This window comes from Photobacterium lipolyticum, from assembly GCF_003026475.1.
GTDB classification, from domain to species: Bacteria; Pseudomonadota; Gammaproteobacteria; order Enterobacterales; family Vibrionaceae; genus Photobacterium; species Photobacterium lipolyticum.
The window spans coordinates 138,620-157,897 of record NZ_PYMC01000002.1; the positions used below are offsets into that span (position 1 = coordinate 138,620).

General features: G+C 44.8%; 17 protein-coding genes. 11 read left to right on the forward strand and 6 right to left on the reverse strand.

The window, feature by feature from the left end; genetic code table 11:
• Positions 1–85: 85 nt before the first annotated feature.
• Entirely contained in the window at positions 86–1,309 is a 1,224-nt protein-coding gene (trpB, locus tag C9I89_RS03490) for a tryptophan synthase subunit beta (protein WP_107281977.1), read from the reverse strand.
• A gap of 361 nt (positions 1,310–1,670) precedes the next feature.
• Here trpB and C9I89_RS03500 point away from each other — a divergent pair, with 361 nt between their 5' ends.
• Both C9I89_RS03500 and C9I89_RS03505 read left to right on the forward strand, forming a co-directional pair.
• Positions 1,671–3,446: an acyl-CoA dehydrogenase family protein gene (locus tag C9I89_RS03500; protein WP_211315195.1), complete on the forward strand. Its 1,776-nt coding sequence runs from the start codon at positions 1,671–1,673 to the stop codon at positions 3,444–3,446.
• Positions 3,447–3,560: 114 nt separating this feature from the next.
• Positions 3,561–3,941: a PH domain-containing protein gene (locus C9I89_RS03505; RefSeq protein ID WP_107281979.1), complete on the forward strand. Its 381-nt coding sequence runs from the start codon at positions 3,561–3,563 to the stop codon at positions 3,939–3,941.
• A gap of 179 nt (positions 3,942–4,120) precedes the next feature.
• Here C9I89_RS03505 and C9I89_RS03510 read toward each other — a convergent pair whose 3' ends face one another.
• The gene (locus C9I89_RS03510; RefSeq protein ID WP_107281980.1) at positions 4,121–5,839 is read right to left on the reverse strand and encodes a monovalent cation:proton antiporter-2 (CPA2) family protein; all 1,719 of its coding nucleotides are present in this window, start codon (positions 5,837–5,839) and stop codon (positions 4,121–4,123) included.
• 390 nt (positions 5,840–6,229) lie between these two features.
• On the opposite strand from C9I89_RS03510, the gene C9I89_RS03515 reads away from it, so the two are divergent.
• The 5 genes from C9I89_RS03515 to C9I89_RS03540 all read left to right on the forward strand — a co-directional run bounded on the left by C9I89_RS03515 (position 6,230) and on the right by C9I89_RS03540 (position 10,439).
• Entirely contained in the window at positions 6,230–6,721 is a 492-nt protein-coding gene (locus C9I89_RS03515; RefSeq protein WP_107281981.1) for a TlpA family protein disulfide reductase, read from the forward strand.
• Between the two features lie 32 nt (positions 6,722–6,753).
• Positions 6,754–6,975, forward strand: a complete 222-nt coding sequence (locus C9I89_RS03520) for a DUF4266 domain-containing protein (protein WP_107281982.1) — start codon at positions 6,754–6,756, stop codon at positions 6,973–6,975.
• Complete coding sequence (locus tag C9I89_RS03525; RefSeq protein ID WP_107281983.1) at positions 6,966–8,264, forward strand: DUF3570 domain-containing protein; 1,299 nt, start codon at positions 6,966–6,968, stop codon at positions 8,262–8,264. The genes C9I89_RS03520 and C9I89_RS03525 overlap by 10 nt, the downstream gene beginning before the upstream one ends.
• A 9-nt stretch (positions 8,265–8,273) precedes the next feature.
• A complete protein-coding gene (locus tag C9I89_RS03530) occupies positions 8,274–9,164 on the forward strand; it encodes an FAD:protein FMN transferase (protein WP_107281984.1) in 891 nt (296 codons plus the stop codon).
• A 717-nt stretch (positions 9,165–9,881) separates the two neighbouring features.
• The gene (locus tag C9I89_RS03540; RefSeq protein ID WP_107281986.1) at positions 9,882–10,439 is read left to right on the forward strand and encodes a sugar O-acetyltransferase; all 558 of its coding nucleotides are present in this window, start codon (positions 9,882–9,884) and stop codon (positions 10,437–10,439) included.
• 65 nt (positions 10,440–10,504) lie between these two features.
• Here C9I89_RS03540 and C9I89_RS03545 read toward each other — a convergent pair whose 3' ends face one another.
• Positions 10,505–11,254: a PHP domain-containing protein gene (locus tag C9I89_RS03545; protein ID WP_107281987.1), complete on the reverse strand. Its 750-nt coding sequence runs from the start codon at positions 11,252–11,254 to the stop codon at positions 10,505–10,507.
• A gap of 215 nt (positions 11,255–11,469) precedes the next feature.
• On the opposite strand from C9I89_RS03545, the gene C9I89_RS03550 reads away from it, so the two are divergent.
• Together C9I89_RS03550 and C9I89_RS03555 are read left to right on the forward strand one after the other, a co-directional pair.
• Entirely contained in the window at positions 11,470–13,971 is a 2,502-nt protein-coding gene (locus C9I89_RS03550; RefSeq protein ID WP_170107605.1) for a Lon protease family protein, read from the forward strand.
• Between the two features lie 115 nt (positions 13,972–14,086).
• Positions 14,087–14,716 (forward strand): 3'-5' exonuclease, encoded by a 630-nt coding sequence (locus C9I89_RS03555; RefSeq protein WP_107281989.1) that lies wholly within the window; start codon positions 14,087–14,089, stop codon positions 14,714–14,716.
• A gap of 14 nt (positions 14,717–14,730) precedes the next feature.
• Here C9I89_RS03555 and C9I89_RS03560 read toward each other — a convergent pair whose 3' ends face one another.
• A complete protein-coding gene (locus tag C9I89_RS03560) occupies positions 14,731–16,005 on the reverse strand; it encodes an esterase/lipase family protein (protein ID WP_107282303.1) in 1,275 nt (424 codons plus the stop codon).
• 482 nt (positions 16,006–16,487) lie between these two features.
• Positions 16,488–17,033, reverse strand: coding sequence for an outer membrane beta-barrel protein (locus C9I89_RS03565; RefSeq protein ID WP_107281990.1), 546 nt, complete (start codon positions 17,031–17,033; stop codon positions 16,488–16,490).
• A 260-nt stretch (positions 17,034–17,293) separates the two neighbouring features.
• Between C9I89_RS03565 and C9I89_RS22390 the strand changes: the two genes are divergently transcribed.
• Complete coding sequence (locus tag C9I89_RS22390) at positions 17,294–17,521, forward strand: hypothetical protein (RefSeq protein ID WP_170107606.1); 228 nt, start codon at positions 17,294–17,296, stop codon at positions 17,519–17,521.
• Positions 17,522–17,639: 118 nt separating this feature from the next.
• Here the strand turns inward: C9I89_RS22390 and C9I89_RS03570 are convergent, their stop codons facing one another.
• Positions 17,640–18,005, reverse strand: a complete 366-nt coding sequence (locus tag C9I89_RS03570; RefSeq protein ID WP_107281991.1) for a DUF1622 domain-containing protein — start codon at positions 18,003–18,005, stop codon at positions 17,640–17,642.
• Positions 18,006–18,189: 184 nt separating this feature from the next.
• Here C9I89_RS03570 and C9I89_RS03575 point away from each other — a divergent pair, with 184 nt between their 5' ends.
• Positions 18,190–19,260, forward strand: a complete 1,071-nt coding sequence (locus tag C9I89_RS03575) for an endonuclease/exonuclease/phosphatase family protein (protein WP_211315196.1) — start codon at positions 18,190–18,192, stop codon at positions 19,258–19,260.
• The last annotated feature ends 18 nt before the right edge of the window (positions 19,261–19,278 follow it).

The window sequence follows — 19,278 nt, forward strand, 5'->3', positions numbered from 1 at the left end:
ACTAAAGAAGCGAAACGAATAAAAAACCGCCTCTATAAAAGGCGGTTTTTGAAGGTCTGGATATAAACTTATGGCATGTTATTGGCTATAACAGAGACTCAATGTCGTAATCTTTACCGTAATGTTCAACAACAAAATCGATATCTTTGTCGCCCCGTCCGGATAAGTTCACCAGAATGCTGCCTTTCACACCTTTCTGAGCCAGTTTTATTGCATAAGCGATCGCGTGGGAAGATTCGATGGCGGGAATAATGCCCTCTGAACGCGACAGCTCAAAAAATGCAGCAATCGCTTCATCATCGTCAACGGTGCCATATTCAGCACGGCCAAGATCTTTCAGGTAACTATGTTGGGGTCCAACGGCCGGATAATCCAACCCACTGGCAACTGAATAGACTTCCTGAGGCTCACCTTGATCATCTTTAAGCATGTAAGACTTAAAACCGTGCATAACACCGGGTTCACCTAAAGTTAGGGTTGCCGCGTGCTCACCCGGCGTTTGTAATGTGTGCCCTGCTGGCTCAACGCCGTGGAGCGCAACCTGCTCGTCTTGCAAAAAGGCGCTGAACAGCCCCATCGCATTCGAGCCACCACCAACACAGGCAACCAAATTATCTGGCAACTGCCCGGTCATTTCCTGGAACTGTTCTCGGGCTTCATTACCAATGATCGACTGAAAATCGCGCACCATCATCGGGAAAGGATGTGGTCCTACCACCGAACCAATGGCATATAACTGATTGACCGGATCACTAAGATAAGCAGCAAACGCCGCATCTACGGCTTCTTTCAGGGTCTTACGACCATGAGTAACCGGGATCACATTCGCACCTAATATACGCATTTTGACGACATTCGGATGCTCTTTAGCAATATCAACTTCTCCCATGTAGATATCACATTTCAGCCCAACCAATGCCGCTGCCGTTGCTAGCGCCACGCCATGCTGTCCGGCACCCGTTTCTGCAATCAGCTTTTTCTTGCCCATTCTCTTCGCCAGCAGTGCTTCACCGAGACAATGATTAATTTTATGGGCACCAGTATGGTTGAGATCTTCACGTTTGAGGTAAATATCAGCACCATACTTCTCAGAAAGATTCTGTGCGTGGAAAATAGGGCTGGGACGCCCGACAAAGTGTTTATACAAACGAGCCAATTCAGCGCGGAATTCCGGATCTTTACGGCATTCAGAATAAGAAGCAGTAATTTGATCCATTACAAGCTGCAACTCTTCCGGAATATAGCTACCACCATACTCACCGAAATAACCTTTATCATCAGGTAGATCGTGTTCAAAAGTGTTTTCCATGGGACTCCCTATCCTCTATGTATTAAATCCCTCTTATCATATGGACATAATGAACATAAGTGAATATAAAACAACAGATATTGACGATTTAGCAATCAAAGAAACCAGATTAGCATCAGCTAATAGTAATGCATCGAGTTTTATACTTAGTGCGATAGATAAAACTTGCTACCAGACTGCCAGTGCGAATCGCGATCACTGAACAGCAATTTATTTTGATTATAATGTGACCGCCGCCCCGTATTAGAGTAAATACTCCCGTACCAGATCTCCTCTTGGTTTAATGTTAATGAAGTTAACGCAATGTAACGTTGGCTTTATTTTAGGATGCAATATCTTAACGGTGATTGGGAGCGTTCCAATGAAAATGTTAAACCTGCCAAAAAATTTCTTTTTAAAAAAACAACCTGCCCGGCATCATTCAACTGCAATGACAAAAGGGGTTTTACTTAACCCAAAAACCGAAAATTATGACCAGCTGGATGATGCTTCACAAAAATTAATTAAAAGCACCATTGCCTTCTTTGAACAACGGGGCAAAGCCAAGCTTAAAGAGGATGATCATGAACGCCGTTGGTATGCGGATTTTTTAGAGTTTGTGAAAAAAGAAGGTCTGTTTGCCACTTTTCTGACTCCCGACACTTACAGCAATAACAATGCCAGATGGGATACATTCCGCAACTGCGCATTGAACGAGGTACTCGGCTTTTATGGGCTGGCGCACTGGTATACCTGGCAGGTTAGCATTTTAGGACTGGGGCCGATCTGGATCAGCAACAATGAGGAGGTCAAACAAAGGGCCGTCAAGTTGCTCAAAGAAGGCGGCATATTCGCTTTTGGCCTCTCAGAGAAAGAACATGGTGCCGATATCTACGCCAGTGATATGTACCTGACACCACAGGAAGATGGCACGTATCGGGCTAACGGCGGCAAGTACTATATAGGCAATGGGAATAAGGCCGCACTGGTTTCCACCTTTGGTAAGTTATCTGATTCAGACGAATACGTCTTCTTTGTGGTGGACTCCCAACACGACAACTATGAATTAGTTCAGAATGTTGTTAACTCTCAAAACTATGTGGCCGAATACCGCCTCAATGACTACCCTATCCGCGAAGAAGATATTCTGGCAAAAGGGCGAGATGCCTGGGATATGGCACTCAATACCGTTAATGTCGGCAAATTCAACCTTGGCTGGGCATCTATCGGTATCTGTACCCACGCCTTCTACGAAGCAATTAACCACGCTTCTCACCGCCGGTTATTTGATCACTATGTGACCGATTTTGTCCACATCAAACTATTATTTACCGAGGCCTATGCCCGCCTAGCCGCAATGAAGCTATTTGCCCAGCGAGCAATCGATTATATGCGCGCTGCGGGACCGGACGATCGGCGTTATCTGTTATTTACCCCTACGGTTAAAATGAAAGTGACGACCCAGGGCGAAGAGGTAATGAACCTGTTATGGGATGTAATGGCCGCCAAAGGGTTTGAGAAAAATATGTACTTCGAGATGGCAGTCAGGGATATTCGCGCCTTACCAAAACTGGAAGGTACGGTTCACGTCAATATGGCATTAATACTGAAGTTTATGGGTAACTACTTCTTTAAACCGGGTAAGTTTGCGGATATCCCGCAAATGGATCAAGCGACTAATGATGACTTTTTGTTTAATCAGGGCGCAACCAAAGGGTTAGGTAAAACTCGCTTCCATGACTATCGTAAGGTTTACGCTAAAGTGGATTTACCCAACGTTAACCTGTTTAAAAAACAGATCCGCCTGCTGAAGATCCTGTTGCTTGTGGGCAAACCCTCCGCAGAGCAGACAAAAGACTTCGATTTTCTGTTGAATCTGGGCGAGCTGTTTACATTAGTGGTCTACGGGCAGTTGATTTTGGAAAAAGCCAAACTGATGGATCTCGATGATGATATGGTCGAGCAAATCTTTGACTTTATTATTCGCGATTTCTCTAAATTTGCCCTGCAGCTCGGTGCTAAATCGAGCGCAACACTGATACAGCAGAAGATTTGTGACCGAATGATCAAACGCCCGACGGTGGACAATGAACGCTATCAGCGCGTGCTGGATAATTATGTTTATGTCACCAAAGATCAATACGAGATGAATCCATAACCTTTTAAAATCATCGAAATTGTCTGGTTAATAACGGCCCGTGCTTACGGGTCGTTGTATTTCATGCTGCTTTATCTGATAGTCTTGATGAACTTAATTAAGAAGGATCTATGAATGGGACTATTTGATGCACTATTAGGCAATGCTGGTGAGATGAGTATTGCTGATGCGACAGAAGAGCTGTCAACAATTCTGGGGCAATCGGAACAAATTGAATTAGCTTACAAACTGATCCGTGACATGATTGTTCTGACAGATCAGCGTTTAATCCTCATTGATAAGCAAGGGCTAACAGGTAAGAAAGTCGAGTACCGCTCTGTTCCATACAAAGCCATCACTATGTATACCGTTGAATCTGCTGGGCATTTTGACCTCGATGCTGAACTCAAAGTCTGGGTATCAGGTCAATCTGAGCCAATCGCACTTGAGTTTAACGGCAAAACAAACATCTACACCATGCAAGGTTTACTTGCAGCAAAAATTGCGGGTAAATAAGCTGCCAAAGAAGGCCACATCAGTGGCCTTTCTTTAATCCGGAATAGAAGCGTGTATTGATGACGTTGATTATCGCGGCTTGCGCACCTTTTGACTTCTTCTTGAGTTAGTATATCCAAGTGACCTCATTATGTTTGTTCAGCGAGAAACTATTGCTGTCATTCATTAACCGTCACCGTTTACTTTTCACGCATCCCCTCATTAATTCGTCCATAATAGTCTTTCCTGAACTGTTCCAGCGCAACGGCTACTTCCGAGTCTTCAGCGCCTATATGAAGTAATGCAACATGGGCAAGTTCTGCGCTGGCCTCAAGGGTCTCTGAAACTGTATAGTGCGCACCAAGCGTCTTAAGATCACGACACTTGATAAGATCATGACCCCGTGCAAAAACAGGAATATCTGGAAAATAATGATGAAGAGAGGATACAACGTGCTCTGCCACATCCACATCATCAATTGAAACAATCACAAAAGGTGCCTCAGCAGCACCAGCCGCTCTTAATACCTCGGGCCGCTGGACATCTCCGAAATATACAGACTTACCTTCTGAACGTTCGCGATCCACAAGTGATGCATCTCTGTCGATTGCCACATAAGGCACCTTCATTAAATCCAATATATAACCGATCCTATGGCCCATGCGTCCAAAACCAGCAAGAATGACAGGCTTGGTATATTGTTCAGCAATATCTAACTTTACCTTACCAGTATCAGCATCGGACATAATTGTGATATTTCTACGCGAAGCTAAATAAATCCGGTTAGCGAATTTATCTAACGCAGGTGTTGCGAGCATACTCAGCAGGACAACAATTAAAAGGTGTTGGAATAAAATATCATCCAAAAGCCCCATACCTTTAGCTAATGAAAATAACACCAATGCAAATTCACCACTTTGGGCCAAGAGTAAGGCTACCGAAATAGAAGCCTTTGCCTTTATTCCAAATAATCGTGATAAAAGCCAGAGAATCAAGAATTTGACAACCATTAACGCAATTACAACACCTAATAGCACAATGGGTTGTTCTAAAAAGCGGTCGAAATTTAGGGACATCCCCATTGACATAAAAAACAGTCCAAGCAATAAACCTCGAAATGGCTGGATCTCGGCGGTGATCTGGTGGCGATAAGATGAATCGGCAATCAAGAGGCCAGCGATAAATGCCCCCATGGCCATAGATAACCCTATACTCTCCATTGCCTGTGCTGAGCCCAATACCAGCAGTAACGCCGAAGCGGTAAATATTTCGGGGGAGCTAAACCGGACAAGTATGTTAAGCAAAGGGCTCAAAATATATCGGGCTACAACAATGACAAGTAAAAGAATGATAATCGCCTCAGCCAAGGCTAGAAAAACATCTTCTGCTATTGTTAATTCCGGTGCGGCCATAAATGAAACAAAAGCCAAAAGTGGAACCACCGCCAGGTCTTGTAACAGTAACACTGCAACAGAAGGTCTTCCGTATTCTGATGATAGCGCCTTTCTTTCCGTTAACAGTTGAAGTACAAAGGCCGTTGAGGAAAGGGCTAACGCCGATCCTATTAATAGCGAAATTCTCCAAGAAGAATTAAGGAGTTCATGGGCTATTACAGTTATCAATCCCCCCGTTATTACAACCTGAAGTGTTCCAAGTCCTAACACCAATCCCTTCATCTTCCATAGACGGGATGGGTTAATTTCTATCCCGATGACAAACAACAGGAAAATCACCCCCAACTCAGCAAAATGCGCAATCTCAGCGTAATCCTGAATATATCCCAGCCCTGATGGCCCTAATACTATCCCCGCAACCAAAAAACCTGATATTGCGCCAAAACCTAAAGCTTGAAACAGAGGTACAGCAATGACTGCCGCGGATAACAGAATGATAATATCAGTCAAATATTCAATATTCATAGACAGGTTCTCATCTATTACTAACAGAATTTTAATGCCTGAACAGAATCGTAACCATCCAAGTCTTGAGATATCTTATTAGAGAGAAGCCTATATCCTTGGCATTATTAATGCCAATTAACGTTTTAACTTATAGGACAGGCATACTTAAGAAGCCATCAATTCTGTTAATTTCAATGCATCGCAATTCTAACCCCAATCAGATCCTTTGCCCCTGTTCAAGCCCAACTCATCAGCTATCTTCAGTATTCAACTAGCTAGGAGTGACTTATTGTTGAAATAACCAACAAGATGGATCCAATCAAAGTGTTGTTAATTTGTTGTGTTATCTAGCTTTTTGTAACAAACTGTTATTACGCTTTATTACAAGTTAACAGCAGGGATTGCCTTATGAACAAACTACCGCTTGGGTTGGTTGCATTAACCCTTGTCTTATCCAGTTTTTTTTCCTCTGCGTCACCGAAATCAGCGCCTGATTTTGATATCCCGGCATCATTGAATCAACCTGCAACCTCATTGGTCGAATTATCTAAGCAAGGCTGGGTTTATCTCGATTTTTGGGCAAGTTGGTGTACCCCTTGCCGCTACTCTTTTCCGTTTATGAACCAGCTGCAGGCTGAATTTGGCAGCAAGGGACTGACCGTTGTCGCAGTCAATGTTGATGCAGACCGCAGTAAAGCCAAACAATTTTTAGCGGATAACCCTGCAGAATTTACCGTTGTGTATGATGCCGATGGCAATATTGCTAGCGCCTATCAGGTACCGGGAATGCCGACCAGTTATCTCATTAAAGATGGTGAAATTGTTGGTCAACATCTTGGCTTTAAAACCAGCCAGAGCGCAGAGCTAAAACAACAGATTTCACAACTTTTCAATAAGTAACATTACCAGCAATGGTGGCACAAGGAGTGTTCATGCTTGTTATTAAGAAGCTACTTCTGATCGTAAGCGTAGGGTTTCTTTGTTCGTGTAGTAACTTGGGCGTAAAACCTTGGGAGCGAGATCAGTTGGCCGATCCCCGAATGGAGCTGCAAGCCAATGAGATAGATAAAAGCTTTGATGATCATATTTATTTCAGTAAAGAAGCCAGCAGTGGCGGACGGGGAAGTGCTGGAGGAGGTTGCGGATGCAATTAAACAAACGGGGAAAGATCAGCGGAGCCTTAGCGGTTGCCAGCCAAGTTTTACTCAATCCCACCGTGCAGGCAAAAGAAGAGATCACTGCAGCTGAGTGGGATTATGATACCGCAATTATGTATTACGGTGAGGACGACAGCCGTGTTAGTGCTCTTGAAGGAATGGTTGGCGCAACCCGAACCAATGGCGATGATCAGACATTGAGTCTGAAACTGACAGTCGATTCACTCACTGGGGCATCGCCAACCGGCGCTGTACCGCAGAATGAAGCACAAACTTTTACCCGTCCTTCAGGCAATGGCAGCTATACGGTCGCCCCCGGTGATACGCCGCTAGATGATACTTTCAAGGATACTCGGGTACAGTTAAATGCAAGCTGGGCGTCACCAATCAACAGAGATTGGGATTGGTCTACCGGGGTTCATATCAGTAAAGAATATGACTACTTATCACTGGGAGCCAATATTGGATTTAGTCGCTCATTAAATCAAAATAACACCGTACTCACTATGGGGCTTGGTGGATACTTCGATACCATTGAGCCGGAGGGGGGGATCCCTGAACCACTGACTGCAATGGTGTTACGAGATAACTTTACGTCTGAAGCGGCTTATCGAGAAGCTTTTAATGCCACGCGAGGCGAATCTAGCGATACCAAAACCACCACAGAGCTCAACGTTGGTATCAGTCAGGTCATAAATCGCTGGTTGATTACTTCATTGAACTATAGCTTTGCTCAGGTCGATGGTTATCTGACCGATCCATTCAAACTGATTAGTGTGGTTGATGATGACGGCGTAGCACAACAGAACCTTTATGAGAATCGCCCCGACTCACGAACCAAACACGCTCTGTTTTGGCAGACCAAAGCGTATTTGAATGGACAGGTATTAGATATTGGTTATCGCTATATGTTTGATGATTGGGAGATACAATCTCATACCATCGATTTCCGCTATAACTATCAGTTTGGATCGGGGCATTATCTGGAACCGCATCTGCGTTTCTATCGCCAATCAGAGGCGGATTTTTATGCGCCGTTCCTGATGGAAGGTCAATCAGTACCCACTTACGCAAGTGCCGATTATCGCTTAGGTAAAATGAACACCTATACCGTAGGACTAAAATACGGCATGTTGCTTAATAATAGCCAGGAAGTATCGGTGCGGCTTGAGTACTACATGCAGCAGCCTGAAGATGCCGGCTTTAGTGCGCCGGGGCAACTTTCAGGACTTGACCTGTATCCGGATGTGCAAGCTGTTATTCTTCAGCTAAATTATCACTTTTAAGCGAATAGCATGGATACTCTCATAAACCGACTGGAACGGGAAAATGGCCATTGGCACGGAACGTTCACCGCTATGGCCAGTTTGTGTGAAGTTCTGATTGAGCCTTGTGAATACTCCTTTGCCAAAGAGCTGCTTGATTGTGCCCAGCGAATAGCAACAGATATTGAAGCCAAGTTCAGCCGGTACCGGTCGGATAATTTGTGCTATCAGATCAACCGCAGTAACGGAAAACCGGTGTCGATAGATCCCGAAACATTCAGTTTACTGCGTTTTGCCGATACCTGTTTTGAGATCAGCGGTGGATTGTTTGATCTTACTTCAGGTGTGCTTAGAAACGCCTGGAAGTTTGATGGTAGTGACAATGTGCCATCACAACAGCAAATTGATCGGCTTCTTCCCAATATCGGGTGGAAGAAAATATCTTTTGATGCCAATACGATTATCGTACCGGGTGGAATGGAGATCGACTTTGGCGGTATTGGCAAAGAGTACGCCGTCGATCGCGTTGCCTGTGAACTTGCCAGGTTAGCCCCTGCCCTTTCAGTGCTGGTAAATTTTGGTGGTGATCTTGCAGTGAGTAAACCTAAACTGTCGGGCGAAAGCTGGTCAGTTGGATTTGAGGCAACAAAAGGCTCAGCTAAACGTGGCTTTCTAATGTTGCGTCAGGGCGGCCTTGCCACCAGCGGTGATGCTCACCGTTATTTATTGAAAGATAATATTCGCTATAGCCATATTTTGAATCCGCACACTGGCTGGCCAGTCTCCGGTAGTCCGGCTCAGGTTACAGTAGCAGGCAGTAATTGCCTGCAGGCGGGGATTTTAAGCACGATTGCGATGTTGCACGGTAACAATGCTAAAGCCTTTCTTGAGATGCAAGATGTACGCTACTGGATCACATAAAAAGTTCTTTTTGATTAATTAGGGAGTATTTGGAAAGAAATGAATACTGATAAGTGGTATCACAAAAAGTCGTTTGTCATATTAATCATCTTTATTTTCGGGCCTTTAGCGCTGCCTTTGGTTTGGATGTCTCCTAACATAACGTTGAAATGGAAAATTGCCGTAACAATAGCACTCACGGTCCTGACTTACTTCACGTATCAATCTTATCTTGAAGTGAAGTCAATGGCTGACGATTATATGCAATTATTACAGTAGACTCCGCACAATATTCTAAGTACCTGGGTTTATCGGTTCTAATGTAATGAAGCCAAAATACGAACAATAAAAAAGGAATTACACCTTTGCTTGGCCAAGTAAGTAAACACAGAAAGGTTAGCCATAAAACCTTTAGAAAAGAGCCGGAAATATATCCCAATTTTTTCAGATTTGCCTTGGATAAAATCGTCGTGGGAAATTGCGAGAGAGCAAACCTATCCCGCTGTCGAGAAAACGCCCTGTGGGGCAGGAAGCCCTGTTCCTTGCGCTAACAAAACCTACCGCTACACCTCAACCTCACAACTCCAACATTTTGTCCATGTTCTCGTCAACAACGCCAGTACAGATAAAGAGTTTGCGATATCATATGTGTAAAATGGTAAGCAATGGGTGAAAGCAGGTTGGTATTATTGCTTTCACTCCGCTTACCTTGTTGCCCACAATTTGTAAGAGAATGATATGTCAGAACTGATTCGAATGCAGGCCGGAGAAATCTATAATTGTCTGGATGATGAATTGCAGGTAATGCGGGATCGCGCTTCCTCAATATTGTTTCGCTTCAATCATGAACCTGATGCTGCTACACGAAAACAACTACTGATTGAGCTGGGCGTTTCTTTGGGGCAAGGTTCCTGCATCGAACCGCCTTTACGCCTCACTTATGGCTGCCACTTCTCTGTCGGTGACGGTAGTTATATCAACTGGGATGCCGTCATTCTGGACAATGGTCGCGTGGATATCGGCTCAGGTGTAATGATCGGCCCGAGAGTTCAGATTTATACTGCAGCACACGCCCTTGACGCTGAACGACGCCTGGCTGGTGATGAAACCGCTCGCCCAGTGGTGATCGAAGACAAAGTCTGGATTGGTGGTGGGGCAATTCTGATGCCAGGGGTCAGGGTTGGAGCCGAAGCGGTGATCGGTGCGGGATCTGTAGTAACGCGTGATGTGGCTCCAGGCACCTGCGTGGCCGGAAACCCAGCCCGGCCTATTCAGCCAAAAAGCGATAAATTGTAAAGTAAAAACTAAAGGCGAACCACTAGTTCGCCTTCCGCTCGACGTGCAGATATACCCAAATCACCTCAAGTCCTCTTTTTAATCATGTGAATCAAGTGCTTATGCGCAAGCCCTGAAATCATCGGCAACTTGTAAAGGTTATCCATCAATCGCTGATGGAGTTTTTCCTCTTGGTTGAGCAAACGATAGAAAGAGAGCAGCTCGCGGTTAATATGGGCATCACTACCAAAGGTTGCCTCAAGCTCGTACCGGTTCCTTATGATCTGGGCATTAATGTTCCTTCTCTTGGGCAGTGCATGATTATAAGTCTCCACTGCATCAACCCTTTTGAGAACACTTTTAATGTACGTCTTGTTCTTGAGGTAATTCTTCTGCGCAAGACCGTTGATGTGGGGAATAGAAATATGGCACGCCCTTTCTTCCAGCAAATCAAGAAAATAGTGGATATCTTTATTGGTTCTGGCCATTCTGTAAGGATGCCTGTTGCCTTCCACCTCCCCAATATAGAATTCTTCAAGCTCCTGAATCTGACGGAAGTAAACCAGAATTTCAAAACCATCCTCACAGCCCAATTCGATACCAGGCACATTGTTGATTCCGGCGTCAGAAACTGCCACAGCTCCCCTGATCTCATTATGATCGGTGATTGAAATGAGGTGTTTCTTATCCTTCAAGAATTCAAGAAAAAATGGCGTGGTATTATAACCGTCCGATGCCGTGGTATGAAGGTGAAAATCCAAGTAGATAAATTCATCACTGGGCTTAAAGTCATAAAAGGCAGAAAAAAAATCGGATAGCTTGTCAAATTCAATCATATTGCCCTCCTTATTCCCCAGTAACCTCAAGATGCTCGTTTCAGCGAGAGCTGGCTGGCATCACTCTGAAACCTGCATCTTGAGGTTACTCGGCTATATAAAGGATAGGAGAAATAGACAAATTTTAAACCCTTAATTAAATTCGGAAAAAAATGCTATCGGTTAGTATACTTAGCGATATACACCGTAACCCTACTAACCGATGGTGTACACCAATGAAAGAAATTCCACCAACAGTCAATCAACCGAATAAGGAAGAGGACAACAGCCATAACGGCAACCCGCCTCCCCTGACGGAAGCAAAAAAGCTGATTGCCTCGGAGCTTTTTCATGCCTGCGATCCCGAGCTATTTGATTTTGAAACCACGGATGAAATCAAACCGATTGCCAGTCCCCTCGGGCTCGACCGTGCGATTGAAGCCATAAAATTGGGTATTGGTATCCCCTCAAGCGGATTCAATATCTATGTCATGGGTTCAACGGGATTAGGTAAACATGCCATGACACAACAGCTCCTTGCCGAGCATGACGATAAGGGTAAGGCGATTTTTGACTGGTGTTATGTCAATAACTTCCGCGAACCCAGTAAGCCTGTGGCTCTGCAATTACCCGCAGGAATGGGAAAACGACTGCGGCATAAAATAAAACAACTGATTGAGGAGCTGAGAAATACGATTCCTTCTCAGTTACAAAGCGAAGATTTTACCCGTCGTACCGATCAGCTGCAGAATGAATTGAATGCAAAGGAGATTGCAGCATTCCAATCCATCGAAAAGAAAGCAAATAAACAGGGCTGCGTGTTAAAAAAATCTAAGACTGGCTACCTTATCCAACCGGAAAAAGACGGTAAAATCATCACTAAAAGTGAATTTACCGTACTCCCCGTCAAAGAGCAGAAAGCGATTGATAAATCGATCGAAGAGCTGCGACGGCTTCTGGTCAACCTGCTCAACCAGGTTCCATTATGGGATCAGGAAATGAGGGGCAAGAAAGAGCAGCTAGAACGAGAATTTGTCGGCATAACGCTCGACTACCTTACCGGACATTTACCGGAGGACATGCTGGCAGTTAAAGCCATTAACGACTATATCTCCAGCCTTAAGGAACATGTCCTCGATAACATTAAACTCTTTAGCGGCACCCTTGAAACAGAAGTCGAAGTGTATAGCGGGCATAAGCTCACCTTTGATCCCTTCACCGCCTATGAAATCAACATTATTGTCGATAACAGCAAGGCTGAGCGGACACCCGTTATTTATGAAGACAACCCCAGCTATTTGAATTTAGTAGGAAGCATTGAACACCGGGGGGAGTTTGGCACCTTTGTCACTAACTTCACATTGATTAAGCCCGGCGCATTTCACCGAGCCAACGGTGGCTACCTGCTTATCGATATTATTCAGCTCTTAAACAAGCCTTTTGTCTGGGATGTATTTAAACGCACCTTACTTTCTAAAGAACTCCGGATCCAACCTCTCGAACAGTTCCTCAGTATCAACACCATCGCCTCGCTGGAGCCAGAGATCATCCCGCTCGATGTGAAAGTAATCCTGATGGGGGATCGGATGATGTATTACCTGCTCAAACACTATGATCCGGACTTTGCTCAGCTGTTTAAAGTACAGGCCGACTGCTCGGAAGAGATCAACCGAGATCCCCAGTCATGCCAACTCTTCAGTCAGTTTATCAAGTCACTGCAAACCGAAGAAAACACCCGACCGCTGGATCGCACCGCTGTTGCAAAAGTGATCGAATATTCCGCTCGGCAAATGGAAGATGGCGAAAAGCTGTCCCTGCACCGAGGCAATCTGCGCAGTTTATTACTGGAAGCTAACTACTGGGCTGAACAGCAAAACCACAACCAGATCGACGCTCAGGCAGTACAGCAGGCCATCAAGGCAAGACAATACCGAACTGGTTATCTAAAAGAGCTTATCACGGAGAATATTCATCGCGGGATCAGCGTAATAGAAACCAGCGGCAAGAAAGTGGGCCAGGTTAACGGGCTCTCGGTGGTCAGCGTGGATGAAACCATGTTCGGCCGACCGTGCCGGATCACCGCCACGGTCCACCTGGGGCAAGGCAAAGTGATAAACATTGAGCGCGAAGTAGATTTAAGCGGTCCAAGCCACTCCAAAGGGGTGATGATCTTAACGGCTTTTCTACGCGAGCGGTATGAGCAAATACTGCCTCTCTCTTTTTCCGCCACCCTGACCTTTGAGCAGTCCTACGGCATGATTGACGGTGACAGCGCTTCGGCTGCAGAGCTCTGTGCCTTATTATCCGCAATCGCCCAGATCCCGCTGAAACAAAATATTTCTCTAACCGGCGCCATCGACCAGCATGGCAATATTGAGGCCATCGGCGGGGTCAATGAAAAAATCGAAGGCTTCTTCGAGATCTGCAATGCCAGCGGATTAACGGGCGACCAAGGTGTGATCATCCCCAAAACCAATCTTGTCCACCTGATGGTTGATGAAGAGATCCGTCAGGCCGTCGCTGAAGACCGCTTTCATATTTGGGCCGTCGACCATATCGAACAGGTCATTAAACTGCTTACCGGACTCGAAATAGGCGAGCCGGATTCAAAACAGCGATACCCGCTAAACAGTATAAACGGAGCGATAGCCTCACGTATCAAGACAATGAATAAAGCCCATAAACAGTTTCTCAATGAATCAAAACCAGCAGATAAAAGAGGTAAGCAATCACAATAGGAAATACTATCTAAATGCCAAAATAATTCCATACAGCTTCAAGATACGTGAACTCTGCATTTCGACGTTATACAATGCGTACTTCTGAAGAACACCAGACAAACAGGCTTCTATCGTGACAACATCCCAAACTGCAAACACCGTCATCGTGCTCGATTTCGAAACCACTGGCTTATCGCCAAATCAGGGGGATCGCGCAATTGAGATTGGAGCGGTGTTGATAGAGCAGGGAGAAGTGGTTGATCGCTTTCAACAGCTAATGAATCCAGGCTTTCGGGTAAGCAGTTTTATCGAGCGCTATACCGGCATCACCAATAACATGCTACGAACGGCCCCGCCTTGTGATGAAGTCATGGATCAGTTTGCTGATTTTATCGGTGATCACAATTTAGTCGCTCATAACGCTTCGTTTGACCAGCGCTTTCTTGAGGCCGAACTGGACAACATTCAGCGTAATTATGGGGGTGAATTTGCTTGCTCGATGCTGATTGCCAGACGCCTTTACCCACACGCACCTAATCATAAACTTGGCAGCTTAGTTGAGTACAAGAACATCGATAATGATGGCGTTTTTCACCGCGCATTGGCCGATTCAGAAGTTACGGCAAAACTGTGGCTGCTGATGTTAGAGGATATGGACAAGCGGTATCAACTATCTTCCCCCTCCTTCTCTTTGATGCAAGAAGTCTCGCGCAAGGCAAAAGCTGCCGTGCCCGGTTTTTTGCAACGCCAAGCAAAGTGCTAAACCATATACCTAAGTTAGCCTTCTTTCGGTGCCAGCCACTGCACCAGCTGACGGGTCACCTCGGGGCTGCTCAATAAGTCCATGTGATTCATGCGGTAGAAAATCCACTGCGATGCTTCTTCAAATTCCAGATTTCGCTGTGTGTCGTTATGCTGGCCCAAAGCACTGCGTAACGGCACCAGGCCGTCGCCAATCAGGCGATCCGCTAATGTACTGCGTTTGGCTGCCGTGGTCGCGGCAACGGTATAGCAAGCCACTCCCTCTGGCAAAGGTACAATCTGACGGTTATCCGGTTTACGGTGAAAGCGGTCGTGACCATCCCAGTCTTCGTCCACGACATGACCATACCTCAGGTCGGTTATGCCGGCACTGCGCAGCCCGCTAAGCGCGGAAAAAGGCGCTGTGTAAGGCGTACTGCCCAAAATTACGTCCACCCAGTTTCCCGCCCGCTCCAACGGGGCACCATGATGCGGCGTGCCAAGAAAAACGATATTTTTCAGGTACCCAGGCCAGGTTAATGAGGCTTGATTTGCATAGTGAACCGCACTGCGGGTCAACAAGCCCCCCATGCTATGGGCCACTACAGTCAGATCTTCAATCGGTGTGGGCCAGTGGGTGATCAGCTGTTCCAGCTGAGCCGAAAGTTCACGCCCGTTTTGCGATGTATGTAGGCCGGAATTGTAACGCAGGTAAACCGGGGTATAGCCCAAAGCCGAAGCGAGGGCCTCACCATGGTCGAGAGTCTGATCTTGATCCTGCACGCACCACTGCAGATCATTCATACACAGACCATGAATAATCAGCACTATCTTGCCCGTCGCTTCAGGCATTAACGGCGTACTCTCTGATCTTAATAACATCGAGTGCCAGTTCAACGCTTTACGCTGAAAGCGCAAGGTCATTGGGGTTGCGAGCGGATTGTCACTCGCGACCAGCCGATCACCGATTACACCATTCAGTGCCGCAAGTATCGCTTCGCGCTGGGGCGTTCCGGGTTTTCCACTATCAAGTGATTCAAACTGGGGTTGCAGCTTTGCCAATACCGCATCGCTCCCCTTTCCCAGCAACTGCGTGATATTGATGATACTTTTGTAGACCAAACCAGTAATACCGCGGGTTTGTCCCGGCGCTTTACCGCCGCGAACGCCCAATGTGCTCCATACCGACTGGTGCACGCCTTCTGCAACACGGGTCACGCCCAGCGTCGCTTGCGTGGCTAATTTAGCAATCCCTCTAATATCCGAAGCGCGCAGATGTTTGAGTGGCTTTTGGGGATCAGGTTTGGTCATTGATACAAACTCCATCTTCGCGATAGCGGATTCAGAAAGTATATTCCTTACCACAATATACACCACTACACACATAGCAAGCTGTAAATAAAACATTGTTAATAATAATCTGAAATAGAAGCACTCTTCTGGCACTTATTCACACTAATTTATAAATGTTCATTTCATGTGTAAATAAGTGTGTATGGACGATAATGCTTTCCATAAATACGTAACTTCATGATTCAGCGTATTATTATTAGGGGTTTTAAAAGTACTTATTCATAATATGATACTGGTGAGCGGTAGAAAGAAAGTAATGCGGGATTAAAGTTTGGCTTAAAAGCCAATCAAATTGGACAGTTGGAACCTGATCTTTCTGTTGATACTGAAAGTTAAACTACTCTGTCACGCCATAGCGGGCTTTTTTATTACGTAGAGGGTGTCATCTAATTAACCTCCGGCCTTGCCGGAGGTCATTTCACTATTTACGAGTATATTGACTAGTAATAGAATCGCGTACCAAAAACGAATCGGGTAAAACTGTCTTCCAAGCCATCTTTAGTTACACTAATATCATCAGTAGCGATGTTGTAATTCACTTCAGCACTGATTGCAATGTACTGATTTATAAAGTATTTGACGCCACCAGCAAACTTGATATTAAGTGCTGTGATGTCTTCGGAGTCAAGATCAATACCAGAAAAATTACCCCCGTCAAAATTTAGCGTTCCTAACTGAGCAGCAGCACCTAGGTAAGGAACCCAATTGGTTGTATTAGTAAAGTTATACTCAGTAAATGCACCTATATTGATACTTTTATTATGTTCACTCAAGCTGCCGTCAAATACGCCACCTAATTCCCAATCATCATATATAAAATAGCCATATGATGTATTAAAGACAAAGAGATATTCATCAACATAATCTAAATCAAGGCTACCTTGTAAACCAAGCTCTTGCGTTCCTTCCTTCAACTCTACAGCACTAAAAGAAAGAGGTGAAAACGTAGCCAATGTTAACGCTAATGCCACTACTTTTGTATTCATCTTTATTATTCCTTATGCTTTATTTCAGAACATGGCAAACTAAATATAGACCATTTACAAAACACACAGTGATTTTTTATATCTTTCTTAAATCATTTTATTATCAATACAATATAGCTTCTGAACAACCTGAATTATAGACGCTTTCCGTGCATGTCTAATCAATATGTTTGTGTTTACCTTAATTAGTCTCAAAAAAAAGACATATTGTAATAAATAATTGGACTAAAATGACATTTTCACTTACAGGGATAGTGTTTATGAAGATTAATCTTGTTATCAGTATTATTGTCGCATTGTTTAGCTCATATCTCTTAGCTGATGAGTCATCAACTCAAAATCACAATGAGTCTGAGTTTTCAATCCAAGAAGAACAAGTGGTAGGCGGAGCAATAGAAAAAGCTGAAGATGTGATAGATGAAGATGAAGATGAAGATGAAGATGAAGATGAAGTGGTAATTGAAGAAGTGGAAATTGAAGAAGAATAAATGAACATTATCTCTATTGACAACTGAAAGGGGATTGTGGCGACAACCCCTTTCAGCCGCTCAGGACAATCACTACTAACGCATCAGGCTGTGTTAGGCAGCTTACTTTTTAACTTAGTTAACCTGTTTTCTCATTACTGCTCTCTTTTTGCCAAGGCCAACTACCCTCTACCTCTAGATGCAGAGTGACGCTTAAAAACGACCTAATCATTACGATTAAAGCCAATATACCAACGTTTTCTATAGACTCGGCTACCACGACAGTTCGGATTATATCTCCGGCTATGAGGAACTCCAGACCAAGGATAATAGAACGCGCAAGATTTCGCCGATAGTTCTTATAAGCTTTTCCTTCCGAGAGCTTTCTATATGTAAACAGGAAATTCGCAGTGGCTGAAAAAGATCCTATTATTACGACAAGAACACCGAATGCCTCTATGGCATAGCCCACTATCTTGATAATCTCGATAAACTCTCTTTCCATAGTACTATCCGTTTATGATTGGTCCTGAAATGCCAAGAAAATTCTACTACTAATCGATAGATTAATTATTTCAAGCTAACTTTACCTCGCGATGTTAGTCTCAAGTCTGCCCGGGATGACGTATTTTGACCATTTCAGTTATAATAATAACTCTTAGTTTCATATTGCAACCGAGACTTCTGATTTGACACAAGATATTACGCACAGCTCAAATCCAGCCTGCACCATTAAGGTCGCAACTTTTAACTTATTTAATTATCTTGAGCCACCTTCGGCTTTTTATGACTTTGACAAGATCTACAGCCAGGAGCAATGGCAGAAGAAACAGGGCTGGATCAGTCGCTATCTGGCAGAGCATCAGCCCGATGTGATTGGCTTTCAGGAAGTATTCAGCCCCGAATCACTGCAGCAGTTAGTTCATGAGCAGGGGTATGAACATTTTGCCGTGATCGACGAAGCAGAAGTCATTAGCGATTATATTTATCAAAGCCCCGTAGTGGCAATCGCTTCCCGCTACCCTATTTCTGAATTATCCGCCGTTACTCCCGACACCGGACTTGCTGTTGCTATGGGACTGAAAGAAGGTTTTTCGTTCAGCCGCCAGCCGCTGCGTGCAACCATTCAGCTTCCTTATATTGGCCGATGTGATTGCTACGTTGTGCACTTCAAATCAAAACGTCCGATGCTGGAGCAAGACATTACAGATGGTAGCTCACCTAAATCGACTTTCATCGCTCAGGCACTGAAAACAGAAATATCCGGCAACTTGGGATCCGCGATGCAGCGCGGTACCGAGGCCGCGTTACTTTTTACCAATATGATCGAGCGCCGCGAGCGTACCGGATACCCTATGTTATTGATGGGTGACTTTAATGACAGTCTGGATAGCGGTGTATTATCCCACTTATTAACCCGTTCTTTACGGCAACGCACCGATGACGAAAGCGAGTTATTATTAGCCAAATACCGTCTGGCAGATGCATGGGATCTTTACCGGGCAACAGACTATTTTCAAGCAACCGATTCTTTCCAAACAGAGTTTTGCCGTCCCGCAACCCACTATTACTATGCTAAAGGTTCAGTGCTGGATTACATCCTGCTCTCGTGTGAATTTGATGCAGAGCACCATGCCAGCCTGTTCGAAGTCAGCGATTATCATTGCTATGATCGCCACTTGATTAATCCCATTTATGAACGAGACAGCGAGAGTACTGATCACGGCATCGTGATGGTTAAGCTTTCGTTACGTGGTTAACTTTTTATTACGGATATA

Excerpts from the sequence above, each read along its gene's own strand:
- trpB (WP_107281977.1), bottom strand. The coding sequence starts at position 1,309 with ATGGAAAACACTTTTGAACACGATCTACCTGATGATAAAGGTTATTTC.
- C9I89_RS03500 (WP_211315195.1), top strand. The coding sequence starts at position 1,671 with ATGAAAATGTTAAACCTGCCAAAAAATTTCTTTTTAAAAAAACAACCT.
- C9I89_RS03505 (WP_107281979.1), top strand. The coding sequence starts at position 3,561 with ATGGGACTATTTGATGCACTATTAGGCAATGCTGGTGAGATGAGTATT.
- C9I89_RS03510 (WP_107281980.1), bottom strand. The coding sequence starts at position 5,839 with ATGAATATTGAATATTTGACTGATATTATCATTCTGTTATCCGCGGCA.
- C9I89_RS03515 (WP_107281981.1), top strand. The coding sequence starts at position 6,230 with ATGAACAAACTACCGCTTGGGTTGGTTGCATTAACCCTTGTCTTATCC.
- C9I89_RS03520 (WP_107281982.1), top strand. The coding sequence starts at position 6,754 with ATGCTTGTTATTAAGAAGCTACTTCTGATCGTAAGCGTAGGGTTTCTT.
- C9I89_RS03525 (WP_107281983.1), top strand. The coding sequence starts at position 6,966 with ATGCAATTAAACAAACGGGGAAAGATCAGCGGAGCCTTAGCGGTTGCC.
- C9I89_RS03530 (WP_107281984.1), top strand. The coding sequence starts at position 8,274 with ATGGATACTCTCATAAACCGACTGGAACGGGAAAATGGCCATTGGCAC.
- C9I89_RS03540 (WP_107281986.1), top strand. The coding sequence starts at position 9,882 with ATGTCAGAACTGATTCGAATGCAGGCCGGAGAAATCTATAATTGTCTG.
- C9I89_RS03545 (WP_107281987.1), bottom strand. The coding sequence starts at position 11,254 with ATGATTGAATTTGACAAGCTATCCGATTTTTTTTCTGCCTTTTATGAC.
- C9I89_RS03550 (WP_170107605.1), top strand. The coding sequence starts at position 11,470 with ATGAAAGAAATTCCACCAACAGTCAATCAACCGAATAAGGAAGAGGAC.
- C9I89_RS03560 (WP_107282303.1), bottom strand. The coding sequence starts at position 16,005 with ATGACCAAACCTGATCCCCAAAAGCCACTCAAACATCTGCGCGCTTCG.
- C9I89_RS03565 (WP_107281990.1), bottom strand. The coding sequence starts at position 17,033 with ATGAATACAAAAGTAGTGGCATTAGCGTTAACATTGGCTACGTTTTCA.
- C9I89_RS22390 (WP_170107606.1), top strand. The coding sequence starts at position 17,294 with ATGAAGATTAATCTTGTTATCAGTATTATTGTCGCATTGTTTAGCTCA.
- C9I89_RS03570 (WP_107281991.1), bottom strand. The coding sequence starts at position 18,005 with ATGGAAAGAGAGTTTATCGAGATTATCAAGATAGTGGGCTATGCCATA.